Source organism: Pseudomonas sp. ADAK2 TE3594 (assembly GCF_053628675.1).
Window position 1 is genome coordinate 1,985,842 of sequence record NZ_JBRJGV010000001.1, and the last position, 16,469, is coordinate 2,002,310.

General features: G+C 54.1%; 14 protein-coding genes. 6 read left to right on the forward strand and 8 right to left on the reverse strand.

Annotated features, from left to right (window positions below):
* Positions 1–353 precede the first annotated feature (353 nt).
* From AB7M22_RS09180 to AB7M22_RS09195, 4 genes are read left to right on the forward strand one after another with little or no spacing between them, the layout of a single operon-like run.
* Positions 354–1,856: an N-6 DNA methylase gene (locus tag AB7M22_RS09180; RefSeq protein WP_454186014.1), complete on the forward strand. Its 1,503-nt coding sequence runs from the start codon at positions 354–356 to the stop codon at positions 1,854–1,856.
* Positions 1,853–3,523 carry a restriction endonuclease subunit S gene (locus AB7M22_RS09185; protein ID WP_454186015.1) on the forward strand — a complete coding sequence of 557 codons (1,671 nt, stop codon included), beginning with the start codon at positions 1,853–1,855 and terminating at the stop codon, positions 3,521–3,523. Before AB7M22_RS09180 ends, AB7M22_RS09185 begins: the two co-directional genes overlap by 4 nt.
* Entirely contained in the window at positions 3,520–5,118 is a 1,599-nt protein-coding gene (locus tag AB7M22_RS09190) for an AAA family ATPase (protein ID WP_454186016.1), read from the forward strand. Before AB7M22_RS09185 ends, AB7M22_RS09190 begins: the two co-directional genes overlap by 4 nt.
* Positions 5,118–5,996, forward strand: coding sequence for a hypothetical protein (locus AB7M22_RS09195; protein ID WP_454186017.1), 879 nt, complete (start codon positions 5,118–5,120; stop codon positions 5,994–5,996). Before AB7M22_RS09190 ends, AB7M22_RS09195 begins: the two co-directional genes overlap by 1 nt.
* A 661-nt stretch (positions 5,997–6,657) precedes the next feature.
* Here the strand turns inward: AB7M22_RS09195 and AB7M22_RS09200 are convergent.
* Positions 6,658–6,942 carry a DUF6124 family protein gene (locus AB7M22_RS09200; RefSeq protein ID WP_454186018.1) on the reverse strand — a complete coding sequence of 95 codons (285 nt, stop codon included), beginning with the start codon at positions 6,940–6,942 and terminating at the stop codon, positions 6,658–6,660.
* 465 nt (positions 6,943–7,407) lie between these two features.
* Positions 7,408–8,529: a cytochrome P450 gene (locus tag AB7M22_RS09205; RefSeq protein WP_454186019.1), complete on the reverse strand. Its 1,122-nt coding sequence runs from the start codon at positions 8,527–8,529 to the stop codon at positions 7,408–7,410.
* Positions 8,530–8,610: 81 nt separating this feature from the next.
* Between AB7M22_RS09205 and AB7M22_RS09210 the strand changes: the two genes are divergently transcribed.
* Positions 8,611–9,375 carry an ArsR/SmtB family transcription factor gene (locus tag AB7M22_RS09210; RefSeq protein ID WP_454186020.1) on the forward strand — a complete coding sequence of 255 codons (765 nt, stop codon included), beginning with the start codon at positions 8,611–8,613 and terminating at the stop codon, positions 9,373–9,375.
* Here AB7M22_RS09210 and AB7M22_RS09215 read toward each other — a convergent pair.
* Positions 9,372–9,980 (reverse strand): LysE family translocator, encoded by a 609-nt coding sequence (locus AB7M22_RS09215; protein ID WP_454186021.1) that lies wholly within the window; start codon positions 9,978–9,980, stop codon positions 9,372–9,374. The two genes, AB7M22_RS09210 and AB7M22_RS09215, sit on opposite strands and share 4 nt — an antisense overlap.
* Before the next feature lie 104 nt (positions 9,981–10,084).
* Between AB7M22_RS09215 and AB7M22_RS09220 the strand changes: the two genes are divergently transcribed.
* The gene (locus tag AB7M22_RS09220; RefSeq protein WP_454186022.1) at positions 10,085–11,011 is read left to right on the forward strand and encodes a LysR substrate-binding domain-containing protein; all 927 of its coding nucleotides are present in this window, start codon (positions 10,085–10,087) and stop codon (positions 11,009–11,011) included.
* Here AB7M22_RS09220 and AB7M22_RS09225 read toward each other — a convergent pair.
* The 5 genes from AB7M22_RS09225 to AB7M22_RS09245 all read right to left on the reverse strand — a co-directional run bounded on the left by AB7M22_RS09225 (position 11,001) and on the right by AB7M22_RS09245 (position 16,468).
* Complete coding sequence (locus AB7M22_RS09225) at positions 11,001–11,342, reverse strand: hypothetical protein (RefSeq protein WP_454186023.1); 342 nt, start codon at positions 11,340–11,342, stop codon at positions 11,001–11,003. The two genes, AB7M22_RS09220 and AB7M22_RS09225, sit on opposite strands and share 11 nt — an antisense overlap.
* 135 nt (positions 11,343–11,477) lie before the next feature.
* On the reverse strand, positions 11,478–12,497 hold the full coding sequence (locus tag AB7M22_RS09230; RefSeq protein WP_454186024.1) for a branched-chain amino acid aminotransferase: 1,020 nt from the start codon (positions 12,495–12,497) through the stop codon (positions 11,478–11,480).
* A 236-nt stretch (positions 12,498–12,733) separates the two neighbouring features.
* Positions 12,734–14,119: a dihydrolipoyl dehydrogenase gene (gene lpdA / locus AB7M22_RS09235; RefSeq protein WP_454186025.1), complete on the reverse strand. Its 1,386-nt coding sequence runs from the start codon at positions 14,117–14,119 to the stop codon at positions 12,734–12,736.
* 18 nt (positions 14,120–14,137) lie between these two features.
* Positions 14,138–15,409 carry a dihydrolipoamide acetyltransferase family protein gene (locus AB7M22_RS09240; RefSeq protein ID WP_454186026.1) on the reverse strand — a complete coding sequence of 424 codons (1,272 nt, stop codon included), beginning with the start codon at positions 15,407–15,409 and terminating at the stop codon, positions 14,138–14,140.
* Positions 15,410–16,468, reverse strand: a complete 1,059-nt coding sequence (locus AB7M22_RS09245) for an alpha-ketoacid dehydrogenase subunit beta (RefSeq protein WP_007895121.1) — start codon at positions 16,466–16,468, stop codon at positions 15,410–15,412.
* Between the last annotated feature and the right edge of the window lies 1 nt (position 16,469).

Below are 16,469 nucleotides of genomic sequence, written 5' to 3' on the forward strand. Positions count from 1 at the left end.
TTATCGAAAAAAGACTTGCAAACTATATGGCATAAAGTGAAACGGAGTGATCGTTGCCCGCATTATCGGTTTTACCCGACCAACGGCGCTAGGTGATGCCTTGGTGTTATGGGTGAAGAGGATTGAAACACTGTGGAAAAATCCTCCACCCTTGGGATCCTGGAAATAGAATGGATTCAATTGATTGTTGAGCAACTAAAGGCTACCACCATTGTGGGGGATGCGGCGCTGAATCGGAACATTCTTAACTAGGGCGGCAGACGCGCCAAAAAAACTATTTGAACAACCCATTGCCGCGGTGCTGAAGCAATTCAACCAGGCGGTGGCAATAAACCACACTGAGCATCAACCCTATGAGCACGCAAGATCTCGTCGCTAAACTCTGGAACCTGTGTAATTTGTTACGGGATGATGGCGTCACTTATCACGAATACATCAACGAATTGACTTTTCTTGTCTTCCTGAAAATGGTGGACGAAACCGGGCAGGATGAACATATTCCCGCAGGCTACCGCTGGGTCGACCTAGAGGCCCACAACGCTACCGTGCGTTTGGAAGAATACAAAAAACTGCTACTACACCTGGGCAGCCACGGCTCACAAATCACCCAGGCCATCTACAACAATGCAAGCACCGTGATCCGTAAACCTGCCACCCTCAACAAGCTGGTGACGGAAATCGACAAGCTGGACTGGTACAGCGCCAAAACCGAAGGCCTCGGCGATATGTACGAAGGGTTGCTGGAAATTAATGCTACCGAGAAGAAATCCGGCGCAGGTCAGTACTTTACCCCGCGTGTGTTGATTAACGCCATGGTCGATCTGATGAAGCCGACCCTTGAAGACGTGATTGTGGATCCCACCGCTGGCACTGGTGGCTTCCTAATCAGTGCGCACCACTACATCAACCAGCACAACGATATTCAGGCTCTCAACGAAGCTGCTTACGACAAATACCAGCATAAAACCTTTTTCGGCATGGAGTTGGTACCCGATACCCGGCGCCTGGCTATGATGAACCTGATGTTGCACGATCTTGCCATTGATGATCAGAACGCAGGCATTCTCTATGGCGACACCCTAAGCAATGAAGGCACACAGCTTCCGATGGCCACTTTGATACTCGCCAACCCACCCTTTGGCACCAAGCAGGGCGGTGGCATCCCAACGCGCGATGATTTGATTCACTACACTAGCAACAAACAACTGGCATTTTTGCATTTGATTTACCACGCCATGCTCAAACCGGGGGGGCGCGCTGCCGTTGTTTTGCCCGATAACGTGCTATTTGAAGGCTCAACCGGCAAAACCATTCGCCAAGACTTAATGGAAGCGTGCAATTTGCACACTATTTTGCGCTTACCCACCGGTATTTTTTATGCTGCGGGCGTAAAAACCAATGTGCTATTTTTTGATAAACCTAAAGCCTTCTCCAAAGACAATACCCAAAATGTTTGGGTTTACGATCTGCGTGCGAATATGCCGCAGTTTGGTAAACGCACAGCATTCACTCACAAACATCTGCAAGAGTTTTATGAAGCGGTGGGGCATGATTTAACCCAAGTAGATGAAGTGGCTCGGCATGCTTTTGTTAAAAAGCACCAAGATGGTAGCGATATCGGTAGCGTTGATACCTGCCGCCTACGTTGCTTTAGTCGTGAGGACATTCGCCAAAAAAGCGATTCGCTCGATCTAGCTTGGATTCGCGATGACAGCGTGGAGGACAGCGCCAACCTACCAGAACCGGATGTTTTGATTGTTGCAGCGCTGGAAGAAATGGCAGGGGCCATGCACCAGTTGCAGTCGATTTTGGTCGAGCTGGGTGCAGCGGAAGAAGGTGAAGGGGTGATTCAGTGACTAATGAGTTGCCGAATGGTTGGGCCGAAACCTCGTTAGGGCAGTTAGCGACCTACATAAATGGCAAGGGCTTCAAGAAAACAGAATGGCAAGAAAGTGGGCTTCCAATAATCAGGATTCAAAATCTGAATAATCCTAATTTACCATTCAATTATGCAGATGAGGATCATGAGGAAAAATATAAAGTACTAAGCGGTGATCTGCTTTTTGCATGGTCGGCTAGCTTGGGGGTATATATTTGGAATGGGGATGATGCGTGGCTAAATCAGCATATTTTTAGAGTTGAGCCAGACCTAAGATTAGTAAGTAAAAACTACCTTTATTATGCCATTAAAAACTCTATCGAAGAGCTCTACAAAAAGACTCACGGTATGGGAATGGTGCATCTAACCAAAGGTCAATTTGAAAGGCATGAAATCTGGCTGCCGCCCCTAAACGAACAAATTCGCATCACCAATAAGCTCGACAGCCTGTTCGCCAAAGTCGACGTTGCACAGACAAGTTTGAAAAATATCCCCAGCCTGCTCAAACGCTTTCGCCAAGCGGTCCTCGCTGCTGCCACTTCGGGGAGACTATCTGGTGATTCGGTGGCAGAGAGCATTGAATACTATGAGGCACTTGAAGAGCAAATTTTTTCTACACCTAAATCAGCAAAATTGGTGTCTCTTTCAGAAGACGAAATTGCAGACGCTAAAAATCTGTTCGGAGGTCCGGAATGGGGGCGCTGGAGACTATTTTCATTAGAACAATTAGTTGACCCTGAAAGAGGGATACCTTACGGAATAATTCAAACAGGTGAAGCTCAAGATGAGGGGGTCCCAACGGTTAGATGCGGAGACGTTAAGCCACTTATTGTTCTTGAGGAGAGTCTTAAAAAAGTTGCTCCAGAAATTGAGAGCAAATACAGTAGAACACGCTTGAAAGGCGGTGAAGTACTGCTAGCCATTCGAGGAACTGTAGGCAATGCTGCTGTAGCCAGTAAGGGGCTTGCGGGCAGGAATGCGAATATAAGTCGTGAAGTAGCGATGATTCCAATCATTCCAAATATTGATCCAAAATTTATTGCAATGCTCCTACAGTCGCCTGGCGGATTTAGGTGTCTTGCAGAAAAAGTAAGAGGTGTAGCTCAAAAAGGCATTAACCTTGCGGACGTTAAAAGGTTTGTCACCCCCCTCCCATCGCTGAACGAACAAAAAGAAATTGTCAATCGCGTCGAATCCCTATTTGCTCTAGCCGATGTAGTCGAAAAACAATATGGTGAGACCAAAAAACGTATTGATCGTTTAATGCCGTCGCTGCTAGCCAAAGCTTTTTGTGGTCAACTGGTATCACAAGACCCGAACGACGAATCGGCGAATCTTTTACTTGAGAGGATTAAGCAGCAACCTGCTGCGAAAAGCACATCCATAACTAGTCGTAATCAAAAAAAGACGAGCAAGTACTCGTCGGTAAAGGACGAATCTAGCCAAGTTGGTGGTCGAGTACTCAATCTTCTGCAATATAATAATAGTGAGTTAACTGCTCAGAAAATAATGGATAGTCTTTCAGAAAAAACCTTTGCGCAGGTCGATATTCTTTTTACGGAGCTAAAGCAATTGCTTGAGCGTCGGCAGATTATAAAAATTGGGGTTGGTGAATTTTGCGCATTTAAGGCTCGATATAAATGAAGCTGGATTATTTGATCGTGCGCTCAGGCTTTAAGAATATTGTAAATCTAAAGGTTGATTTTGATGAAGGGCAGTTGCTTACTGTTTTAGTAGGGCGTAATGGTTCAGGTAAATCCAATATCGTTGAAGCATTGGTAAAAATATTTCGCGCTCTGGACTTGGGCGATGTTGCTCCTTTTGATTATGAATTGGTCTATTCTTTAGGCGCTGAAAACACCACATGGGTAAAAATTGATGCTGACCCCGGTTATGGCAGTACACCTATTTCACAGCATCGTATCATGGTTACGGAACGTTCCGAAAAGCATATAATGCCGACATGGAGTGAGGTGTCTTTGTCGAAAGTGTCTCGAGATAAACATGGGCATTCTTCGTATTTACCTAAGCACTTGTTCGCATATTATTCTGGTCCGAGTGATAGATTGGAAGGCTTGTTTGTCAAGCATAGAGCCAGATTTTACGATAATCTATTAAATGATAGGGTTGATATTGAGGATGAAGTAAGGCCTTTATTTTATGCGAAGCCCTACCACAGTCAATTTGTCTTGTTGGCCTTTTTCTTAAGTGGGCAAAGCGATATCGGTCGTCAGTTTTTGGAGTCTCAATTAGGTATAAAGTCATTCCACTCCGCACACTTTGTATTTAGAAAACCATCATGGATGCTCGCCAAAAATAAAGAGGATACTTTCTGGGGGGCGAGGGGTGTGGTTCGGCAGTTTTTAGATCGATTATTACCACACTCTTATGGTGTGGTTAAGACTGTAGGTGAAGAGTCCACGTCATTAACGGGGGCGAGCATTTATAATGATTTTGTACATTTGTATTTGCCGAGCCTTGAAGCACTTAATAGTGCGGCAAAAGGTCTTGGGCCAAAGAATTTTTTTAAAATGCTTGAGAGTACTCTGCTGTCGGAGTTGATTTCCAGTGTGCATGTAAAGGTGGTGCTTAATAACGATGCCGTAGTGAGCTTTCGAGAACTAAGTGAGGGGGAGCAGCAGTTATTAACAATTTTTGGTTTGTTGCAATTTACCGCTGAGTCTGACTCGTTATTTTTACTCGATGAACCAGATACTCACTTAAATCCAGCATGGGCCGCAAAGTATCATGCATTTTTACGTCGTTTTATTCCTAATGAAAAACACTGCCATATAGTTATGGTAACTCATCATCCACTTACCATCGCCGAATTAGATCGAGATCAAATTCAAGTGATGCGAAGGGAGTCTAATGGGCTTTCTTATGCGGAAAAGCCAGCGGAAAGTCCGATTGGGATGGGTGTTAATGGAATATTGACCAGTGATATGTTTGGTATGGCTACGACACTTGATCAACACACCAGTAAGGTAATTGAAAGACGCCGCAAGATTTTAGAGAAAGGTGAGCTATCTGATAAGGAAAAAATCGAACTCAGAAAGTTGAACAGATCATTAGATAGACTCGGTTACGGCTACACGCACCCAGATGAAGATTATCGTCAGTTTCTAATGGCTAGATATAGGGCGTTAGAAGGTATGAAGGAAAAAGGATTCGATGAAACAGATTATCGGTTAGAGATGATTAATTGGATCTTAAAAGACAAGGGATTGTTAAAATAATGAGATATATAGATCCCGCTTTAATTGATGCGTGCAAGCCGGCAAACTGGGATGTGAACGCGGCGAGTTGGTTGGCATCCGTTGCTGCTGCGATTGACAAAAGCTCTGAGTTTAAAAAAATAGGAAGTGTTTGGAGTGATTTTAAACCTAACTTTATTGCTAGATTTGGTGATAAGTGTTGGTATACCGAAGTGCCTAGGATTGGTACGGATTTTAATGTTGATCACTTTAGGCCAAAAGGTGCGGTTAAAAAAGCAAAAAAAAGCTATGCAACTCGCATTGTTTTGGGCAGTACGGTAAACCACCCCGGGTACTGGTGGCTAGCATTTGAGGCAAGCAATTACCGGTATTCTTGTCAGTACTCTAATCAGCCAAGAGATAATGGAGGAAAACATGACTATTTTCCATTGATTGATGAGTCAACAAGGGTGTGGGCTTCATGTTCTTTACTTAATCATGCAGTCGAGCAGGTTCAGCTGCTTGATCCTTGTATTGCCGCCGATGTTCAGCTCGTTTCTTTTGAGAAGTCGCCGGGTATGGTTCATTCACGATTTGATGAAAAAACAGATCCAGAAAAATATGCTCGGGTAAAAGCCAGCTCTCTATATTTTAACTTGAATCATAAGACTATTAAGGGCGCACGTTTAGAAGCGATTAAGTCAGTTCAAGACGATTTAATGTTGCTAGAGAATATTTGGCAACTGCCAAAAAACTTTAGAAAAAATATGCAAAATAGTTTTGACTCTGCTGAAGACAGATTAGTCAATGCTTGCAATCGAAAAACGGCGTTTTCCGCCGCCGCTGTTGCCTTTGTAAGAACTAAAATAGCGGAACCTTGGATGGCAAACCTGCTCAATCGATTAGATTTAGCTCCTTAGGTATCTTTAATGCTGTTTTCGGGGAAAGGTCAAATTTGGGGGGTGCTTTTGCAATGCTTTTATAGATCTCAGGGTAAATCCAGAACTCGTCAGGTTAATGGCGAAATTTCATCAAGAGTTTGTGCAGCTGTCGCTTCAAGTGTGGGTATTTTTTCTTCAATTTATCTATGATGGCCGTGCGGCTTAGATCTAGGAAATCGTGTCTATGGACTAGGCGAAGTGCGGTGAGGGCAGCTGCTGCTACCGATCGGTTTCACTCTCAAGGTACGTCAAGCAGATGCTCTGAGCCCAGGTCTTGTCTTGCTCATTCGGACCGATAGAAACCAATGCGGCGGCAACTTAGTTTATACGTCGCTAACTAGAAACCTCGTCGCTTCCTCGTGGCTTATTGATGGATCTTGGTAGAGAAGGCTCACTTGTCGCTGCTCCGTGCGGTTAGAACAATAAAACCCGCCATCTCTTTCTCCAGATATGACGGGTTTCTCGTTGTCCGAGGCGAGGGGGTTTGTCCCCGTTGGGTTGCGAAGGCCCCCAAATCATCGCGGTTTTTCAGGAATGACCGCATGCGCTGACTTTACGACTGCTGCGCTGCCGAATGTGGGCAAGCCCCCTCGCCACAAATGTCCATTCCAACAACTATTTTTGCTAAAGGCTTGATCGGCTATTGCTGCGGATCGATGTTATCCAACGCCCGGTTCACGGCCAGTTCGCCGAGCATGATGACCTGCTGAATCCCCAACATTGTGTTGCGATGTGGGTCTTCCAGAAGGTTTGCAAAGTCACTGACCATGACACTGGCTGATGCCAGTGATTCGCAGGCATTGGCCAGCAAGCTTTCGGTATCGATGTCGGGGGCGACGACGAACATTGTGCTGGGTTTGCGTGGGGTCTTGGGTGAAACCGATTCGGCTTCTGAATCAGGGGGATTTGGAGTGTGTTTGAACATTGCTTAGGTACCTTTATTGATGCTGCAACCTCCTCGCGACTAAACGAAGGGGGTGGCAGCTGCAGGCAGGTTAGTCGACCGGGTACCAAAGCTTTACCGGCGCACCCGAAGGTGCCCTGCGCACAGCTGCCATTGAGCGCAGGCATGGTAATACCTGACTGAACGGAGTGCGTGCTGCTTTGGGAACTACCGAGCGACTAAACCCGATCACTGACCATTCAGTGACGGGAATCAAGTTACCGACGGGCCCCAAGGCGCACAAGCCGGCGGATTCTGGCGTAGTTGTAGGCAATGACGCAAGGCGATGTAGCCTGTTGCGCACGCCTCAAGTGATGCTTCGTTTGTCATGCCGTCTTCGCGAGCAAGCCCGCTCCCACAAGGGATTTGTGTCGATCACAAATGTTGTGAGCATCGACGATCCACTGTGGGAGCGAGCCTGCTCGCGAAGAACGATGACACGGTCTGTCAGGTGTTCGGCAGATCAATGAACAAAGGAATACGCCCGTTCAGGGAAGGGCGGTAGTGCCAGGTCAACCGGTCCAAAGCAGGTTGCATCGCCAGGATCTCAGCCAGCGTCGCGTGGGCAATGCTTAAGGCCAACACCTGCCCCGGACATTGATGCCGACCCGCCCCGAACGTGAAGCTGCGGCGGTTCGGGCGCTCGAGCAGGAACGCATCAGGATCATCATTAAGCTGCGGATCGCGATTCGCCGACGCCAGCAGCACCAGGATAACGTCGCCGGCGTTCAGGCTCACGCCGTCGATTTCACACGGCGCGGCGACGAAGCGGCGGGTGTTTTGCACCGATGGGTCGAAGCGCTGAACTTCAGCGATCAAGTCATCAACTTGAGCCGAATCCAGCTGTGGGTTTCGAATCAACGCCAATAGCGCATTGCCGATCAAGCCGGCCGTGGCTTCGTAAGTCTGGGAGAACAGGCCGATCAGGTTGGCAATCAACGTTTCAGAGTCGGTCGATGTCGCCGCGAAACGCTGCCGGATACCGGCGAGCAGGGCGCTTCGATTGTTCGGGTCGTCCAGAAGCTCGATGAAATAGCCCTTCAGCTGTTCCGTCGCGCCATGGGCGGCGTCCAGTTGTACCTGATTGCTGAGGGGCGACAGGCAGGCGACAAAGTCTGCGGTCAGCTCGCTGATAGCCCGGCCCTGAGCCGGAGAAAAGCCCAGCAACGCCGCCACTACGCAGACCGGTCCGCGATACATCGCCGCGTACAACCCGTCGGGGCCCGGGGTAATCAATCGAGCGCCGACCAACGCATTGACCTCGTTCACATCAATCAACGCCAACCCCGGCTCAATCGCCGCCCTCGGGCAACGCTGCCGCTCACCCTCATTCATCCGCATCAACTGACCGAACACCTTGCCGGCCATGCCTTGAGCAATCGCCTGGGGCACCGGCTCGTGGGTTGGCCGCACATGACAGTGCGGATGCGCCAACACGGCGGCAACGGCTCGGGCGCTGCTGGCCACCCACAGTTTCAGTCCCTGATGAAAAACCAGCCCACCCTCGGCGCGCAGTTGTGCGTAGTAGGGGTAGGGATCGGCATGAGTCGCAGCGATGATCGGGTCCATGGGTCGCAGCCTTATCGAGGGTGGGAAAGTGTTGCTACTATCTCCAGTCCGAAAGGGCCTTGATTCGTCCGGGAGCGAAATATGAACGCAGAACAACACGACATCGGCGTCTCTCAAGTGGCTGCCGCCATCGCGGAACCTGCCCGAACGAAAATCCTCTGCTCGCTGATGGACGGCCACGCCCGCACCAGCACCGAGCTGGCGACGATTGCCGAAGTCAGCGCCTCGACCGCCAGTGCTCACCTGGCCAAGCTCAAGGAGCTGGCGCTGGTGCGTTTGCACGTTCAGGGCCGCCACCGCTATTACAGTCTCGCGGACAGGCGCGTGGCCCAGGCGCTGGAAGCGCTGATGGTGATCGGCCAGAACGCCGCGCCGACGTTCAACCCGCGCACCCCGGATCGCCTGCAATTCGCCCGCACCTGCTACGACCACATGGCCGGCACGCTGGCGGTATTGCTGCATGACCGGATGATCGAATCGGGGTGGTTGCTGGAAACCGATGAGCAGGCTTATCGACTGAGCGCCAGCGGCGAAGCGTTGTTCGAAGGATTAGGTATCGATGTCAAAGACCTCGGCACTTTGCGCCGCCGTTTCGCCTGCCCGTGCCTGGACTGGAGCATGCGTCGGCCGCACCTGGGCGGTGCCTTGGGCGCGGCGTTGCTGCAAACGGCGATCAAACGCAAATGGGTGACACAGGATCTGGACAGTCGGGCGCTGGCGTTGACGGCGCTGGGGCGTAAGGAACTCAGTAGTCGGTTCGCCGTTGAGCTGCCGGTACAGGTGACCACAGCGCAACCCACGTCCACCGAGAACCGACGCCGCGCGCTCGCCAGTCCTGCGGCTTAGCGACTGGACGAGGCCATGAGCACGCCAAAGCCGGCGAAGGTCACGCCCGAGACTTTCGCCGCCAGCCAGGAGCCCTTCGGGCTCGACAACCAGCCTTTGGCGGCGTTGGCGAGCAAGGCATAGCTGCCATGCACCAGAATCACCAGTACGCCGTAGGAAGCGACTAGCTTGATGAACTGGGTGTAGAAGTGCGCCGAGGTGTCGATGAATTGCGGGAACACCGCCAGAAAGAAAAACACCGCCTTGGGGTTCAACAACTGCATCGAAGCCGCTTCAAGGAAGCGATAGCCAGGGCTTGAGGGGCGTGTTTCAAGCAGCGTACTGAAACGATCCGAGCGCCAGCTTTTGTAGCCCAGGTACAACAAATAGGCGGCCCCTGCGTATTTCAACGCGGTGAAGGCGTTCGCCGAGGTGCTGAGTATCAGGCCAACACTGGTGGCGCTGATGGCGGCGACGACAAATGCCCCCGACGCGACCCCCAGAATGCCCGGCACGGCCCCCGCCCAACCGTGTCGCACCGCGTTGGACAGGGTCAGGACCACGCCTGGTCCCGGGCTCAAAATGGTCAGGGTGGCGAAAAGTACAAAGAGTCCGTAGCTGTTCATGTCTTGCTCCGTCGGTGGCGCTGGCTGCGTGTTGGCAGATTGGCGTGACGAAACGAGCGTGACAAACGCTTTAATTAAAGCGCATAGGTGACTAAATTAGACACATGATCAATCAACTACCGCCGCTTAATGCCGTTCGCGCTTTTGCCGTTGCTGCTCGCCATCAGAGCTTCAGCCTGGCGGCCGAAGAGCTGCATGTCAGCCACAGTGCCGTCAGCCGGCATATCAAATTGCTTGAGGAGTACCTGGGCGTGCTGCTGTTCGAGCGGCGTATCCGTCAATCGGTGCTGACGCCGGCCGGCCAGCGCTTCTATGAGCAGGTCAGCGCCGGGCTGTCGCAGATTGCCAACGCCGCTGCTGCGCTCAAGCAACATGCCTCGCTGCCTACCGTGAAGATCAATGTACGTCCGTCCTTTGCCGTGCTTTGGTTGACGCCCAGGCTGGCGGATTTTGTTGCGCAGCACCCAAACATCAAGCCGCAGGTGATCACTCAAACCCAGGCACCCGATCAGGCACGCGACGGATTCGATGTCGTCATTCGCCGTGGCCGTGACGACTGGGCTCCGGCGATTGAAGCGCGACCGCTCTTCGAAGACGAACTATTGTTGGTCGCGGCGCCATCGCTGATCGAGCGTCTGCCACTTGAAGACCTCACTTCGCTGAATCGGCACACGTTACTGACCGTCAAGGCGCGTCGCGAAGACTGGCACAATTGGGCCATGCATTTTGGTCAAAGCCAGTCAGCCACTCAGGTAACCCGACAGTTTGATCACATGCACCTGGCGCTTCAGGCTGCCGTGGATGGAGAGGGCATTGCCCTGTGCCCGACCTCTTTGCTGGGCACTCACCTCTCGAGTGGACGCCTGATCTGCCCGTTACCCGAGTTGCGTCTGCCGTTGCCGCGTTATTACTACGGCGTTGCGCCGGACGTGACGGCGCAGACACGGGTGTTTGTGGAGTGGTTGTTTGCCCGGATTGCCCAGGATGAGCTGCGTTGGCAAACACCTCGTGCTGTGACCGCTACGCCCTGAAAACCCAAACAATCTCCACCACACGCACTGCCAAAATCAGGTAAATCAGAAACAAAATAATCTGAAACGCCGTGTGATAGGGCAACTTGGACAGTCGGCGCAGGCCGTCACTGACACTCAGCAACATCAGCACCGCTGACACCAGAATCAGCCCCCAACCCGCCAGATTCGACGCGAGCAACCCCATGAACAGCTGGTGCTCGCGACCCAGTACGTTGGTGCCCGCAGCGAACAGCAGGGCACACACCAGCAGGTTTTTGATGTTGTCGAACACCTGTGTGGTGAAGTCGGTGTCCAGCAAGGCCAGATACTTTCGCCAGAGTTTGCTCATGGTAGGGATGGCACCTGTTGATGGCTGTTGGACGTGGCAAGTTTAGTGACCTTTTCCACGATTCGCGGACGAAAAAAAGCCCGGCCTTCAAGATGATGGCCGGGCTTTTGTGTTCAAACGGACAGTCGCGTCAAATCAAACCTTGACGATCCAGCCCGCTGGCGCTTCGACGTCGCCGGTCTGTACACCGGTCAGCTCTTTGTAGAGCTTCTGGGTGACCGGGCCGACTTCGGTTTCGCTATGGAACACGTGCAGTTTGTCGTTGTAGCTGATGCCGCCGATCGGCGTGATCACCGCAGCAGTACCGCAAGCGCCGGCTTCCTTGAAGTCGGACAGCTTGTCGATGAACACGTCACCTTCGACCACTTCCAGGCCCAGACGGGTCTTGGCCAGCTCGATCAACGACAGACGAGTGATGCCCGGCAACACCGAAGGGGAATTCGGGGTGACGAACTTGTTGTCGTGGGTGATCCCGAAGAAGTTGGCCGAGCCGACTTCTTCGATTTTGGTGTGGGTCAGCGGGTCCAGGTAGATGCAGTCGGCAAAATGCGCCTTCTTGGCCTGGGAGCCTGGCATCAGGCTGGCGGCGTAGTTGCCACCGACCTTGGCCGCACCGGTGCCTTGTGGAGCGGCACGGTCGTAGCTGGAGATCAGGAAGTTGTGCGGGGTCAAACCGCCCTTGAAGTAAGCGCCGACCGGGATGCAGAAGATCGAGAAGATGAACTCGGGCGCGGTACGCACGCCGATGTTGTCACCCACGCCGATCACGAACGGGCGCAGGTACAGCGCGCCGCCAGTGCCGTAAGGCGGGATGAAACGCTCGTTGGCGCGGACCACTTCCTTGCACGCTTCGACGAACTGTTCGGTGGACACCTGCGGCATCAGCAGGCGCGCGCAGCTGCGTTGCATGCGTGCGGCGTTCTGGTCCGGGCGGAACAGGTTGATCGAACCGTCCTTGCAGCGGTAGGCCTTCAGGCCTTCGAAGCACTGCTGGCCATAGTGAAGGGCAGTGGAGCCTTCGCTGATGTGCAGCACGTTGTCAGAGGTTAAGGTGCCTTTGTCCCACTCGCCATTACGCCAGTGCGACAGATAGCGCTTGTCTGTCTTGATGTAGTCAAAACCCAGCTTGTCCCAATTGATGCTTTCGTTACCCATGACACCCTCTATCACTTAACAACCGCCGAAACGGTTCAAGGCTTCTGACATTTTTCTGGATGGGGACAACAATACTTCATTCCGGGCCTAAATCGCAGCCCGGAATGCGTTCCTTTGATCGTTCCCACGCTCTGCGTGGGAATGCCTCAATGGACGCTCTGCGTCCGCTTCTGGGACGCGGAGCGTCCCGGGCAGCATTCCCACGCAGAGCGTGGGAACGATCAGTGAGGTCCGGTTTATAGGTGTAGGGCATGGCCCAACGCACGCAACGCCGCTTCCTGCACCGCCTCACCGAGCGTCGGATGCGCGTGGATGGTGCCGGCGATGTCTTCCAGTCGAGCGCCCATTTCCAGGCTCTGGCCGAATGCCGTCGACAACTCCGACACGCCTACACCCACAGCTTGCCAACCAACAATCACATGATTGTCCCGACGAGCGACCACCCGCACGAAGCCGCTTTTCGACTCCAGCGTCATCGCCCGGCCATTGGCCGCGAACGGGAAGCTGGAAACGATGCAGTCCAGCCCCGCAGCCTTGGCCTCATCCGGGGTCTTGCCGACCACCACCAGTTCCGGGTCGGTGAAGCACACGGCGGCGATGGCGGTCGGGTTGAATTCGCGGTGTTTACCGCTGATCAGTTCGGCAACCATCTCGCCCTGAGCCATGGCCCGGTGAGCGAGCATCGGTTCGCCGCTCAGGTCGCCGATGGCGTAGACATTGCGCATGCTGGTCTGGCAACGGTTGTCGATCTTGATCGCCGAGCCGTTCATGTCCAGGTTCAAGGCTTCGAGGTTCCAGCCTTGAGTGTTGGGTTTGCGGCCGACGGCCACCAGGACCTGATCGGTTTCCAGGTTCAGGGTGTCGCCATTCGGGTCACGAACTTGCAACGTATTACCTTGTAAATCAAAGCCTTCAACGCTGTGCTTCAAGTAAAGCTTCACGCCGAGTTGCTTGAGCGCTTCGTGTACCGGGTGGGTCAGTTCGGCGTCGTAGGCCGGCAGGATGCGATCCTGCGCCTCGACCACACTGACCTCGGCGCCGAGCTTGCGATAGGCAATCCCCAGCTCCAGACCGATGTAACCGCCACCGACCACAACCAGCCGTTTCGGCACGGACGTCGGCGCGAGGGCTTCGGTAGAAGAGATGATTGGCCCGCCAATCGGCAGCATCGGCAGGTTCACGCTTTTCGAACCGGTGGCCAGCACCAGGTGCTCGCATTGAATGCGTGTGTCGCCGACTTCGACGGTTTTGCCGTCGATCACTTTGGCCCAGCCTTGAATGACCTGGACCTTGTGCTTCTTCAGCAGTGCCGAAACGCCGGTGGTCAGGCGATCAACAATGCCATCCTTCCACTCGACGCTCTTGCTGATGTCCAGGGTCGGCGCCGATACGCTGATACCCAGCGCCGAGTGTTGGCTGTGATGCTGCGTCTGGTGGAACTGTTCGGCGACGTGAATCAACGCCTTCGACGGAATGCAGCCGATGTTCAGGCAGGTGCCGCCCAACGATTCGCCTTCCACCAGAATGGTCGAAATGCCCAACTGACCGGCACGGATCGCCGTCACATAGCCGCCAGGCCCGCCGCCGATGATTAGCAGCGTGGTGTTCAAAGTCTGTTGCATGACCTTCTCCACAAATGCCTACTCAACAAAAAGCGTGGCGGGTTGTTCGAGCAAGCCACGAATGGCCTGGATGAATTGCGCCGCGTCCATGCCATCGACCACGCGGTGATCGAAGGAGCTGGAGAGGTTCATCATCTTGCGAATCACGATCTGGCCTTTGACGACCATTGGCCGTTCGACGATTTTGTTCACGCCGACGATCGCCACTTCCGGCAGGTTCAACACCGGGGTGCTGACGATGCCGCCCAGGGCGCCGAGGCTGGTCAGGGTGATGGTCGAGCCGGACAGCTCATCGCGGCTGGCCTTGCCAGTGCGCGCAGCGGTGGCCAAACGGGAGATTTCCGTGGCGCTGTCCCACAGGCTGCGGGTTTCGGCATGACGTACCACCGGCACCATCAAACCGATGTCGGCTTGGGTGGCGACGCCCACATGCACCGCGCCGAGGCGGGTGATGACCTGGGCTTCGTCGTCGTAACGGGCGTTGATCTGCGGGAAGTCGCGCAGGGCCACGACCAGCGCGCGGACCAGGAACGGCAGCAAGGTCAGCTTGCCGCGGGTTGCGCCGTGTTTTTCGTTCAGGTGTGCACGCAGTTCTTCCACGGCAGTGACGTCAATTTCCTCGACGTAGCTGAAGTGGGCGGCACGCTGGGTGGCGTCCTGCATGCGCTGGGCGATCTTGCGGCGCATGCCGATCACCGGGATTTGCTGTTCGTCGTTGCGCTGGGCGTAAGCGGAGGTGGCGGTCGATGCACTCGACTGACCCTGAGCCAGCCAGGCTTCGAGGTCTTCGTGCAGCACCCGACCGGCAGGGCCGCTGCCACGCACCAGACGCAATTGAATGCCGAGGTCCAGCGCGTGTTTGCGCACGGCCGGGGAGGCCAGTGGACGCTCATCGGCTTCACGGGCAACCATCGGCCCTTGGCATACGGCCGGACGCGGCGTTGCGGCAGCGACGGGTTTGCTTTCAACAACAGCTTCAACTTTAGGCGCTGCAATTGGCGCTTCTTTAACTGCGAGAGGCTGAGCCGACTCTTTAACGTTGCCCGCGCCTTCGACTTCAATGCTGATCAGGATGCTGCCAACCGCCATGACTTCGCCAGGCTGGCCACCCAAGGCAATCACCTTGCCATGCACCGGGGAAGGGATGTCGACCATCGCCTTGTCGGTCATGACATCGGCGAGCACCTGATCTTCGACGACCATGTCGCCGACCTTGACGTGCCACACCGACAATTCAACTTCTGCAATGCCTTCGCCAATGTCCGGCATCTTGATAACGTGCGTGCCCATTCAGACCTCCATAACCCGATGCAAAGCCGCGCCCACACGGGACGGACCAGGGAAATACGCCCACTCTTGCGCGTGCGGGTAGGGAGTGTCCCAACCGGTGACGCGTTCGATCGGCGCTTCCAGGTAGTGGAAGCAGTGCTCCTGCACCAAGGCGACCAGTTCGGCGCCGAAGCCGCAGGTGCGGGTCGCTTCGTGAACGATCACGCAACGGCCGGTTTTCTTCACCGACTTGACGATGGTATCCAGGTCCAGCGGCCACAGGCTGCGCAGGTCGATGACTTCGGCGTCGATACCGGTTTCTTCAGCGGCCACTTGCGACACATAAACCGTGGTGCCGTAGGTCAGGATGGTCACGTCTTTGCCCGGACGAGCGATGGCAGCGACGTCCAGCGGCACGGTGTAGTAACCGTCCGGCACTTGTGCGGCGGGGTGTTTCGACCATGGGGTTACCGGACGGTCGTGGTGGCCGTCGAACGGGCCGTTGTACAGGCGTTTTGGCTCGAGGAAGATCACCGGGTCATCGTTTTCGATGGAGGCGATCAGCAGGCCTTTGGCGTCGTAAGGGTTGGACGGCATGACGGTGCGCAAACCGCAGACCTGGGTGAACATCGCCTCGATGCTCTGGCTGTGGGTCTGGCCGCCGTAGATGCCGCCGCCGCAAGGCATGCGCAGGGTCATCGGCGCAGTGAATTCGCCGGCCGAGCGATAGCGCAAGCGTGCCGCTTCGGAAATGATCTGGTCCGACGCCGGGTAGACGTAATCGGCGAACTGGATCTCGGCCACCGGCCGCAAACCGTAGGCGCCCATGCCCACGGCGACGCCGACGATGCCGCTTTCGGAAATCGGTGCGTCGAATACGCGGGAGGTGCCGTACTTGTTCTGCAGGCCTTCGGTGCAACGGAATACGCCGCCGAAGTAGCCCACGTCCTGGCCGAACACCACGACATTGTCGTCACGCTCAAGCATCACATCCATGGCCGAGCGCAGGGCCTGGATCATGGTCATGGTGGTCGTGGTCATGGCGGTTTCCAACTCGATTTTATTGTTGTGATCGTTCATG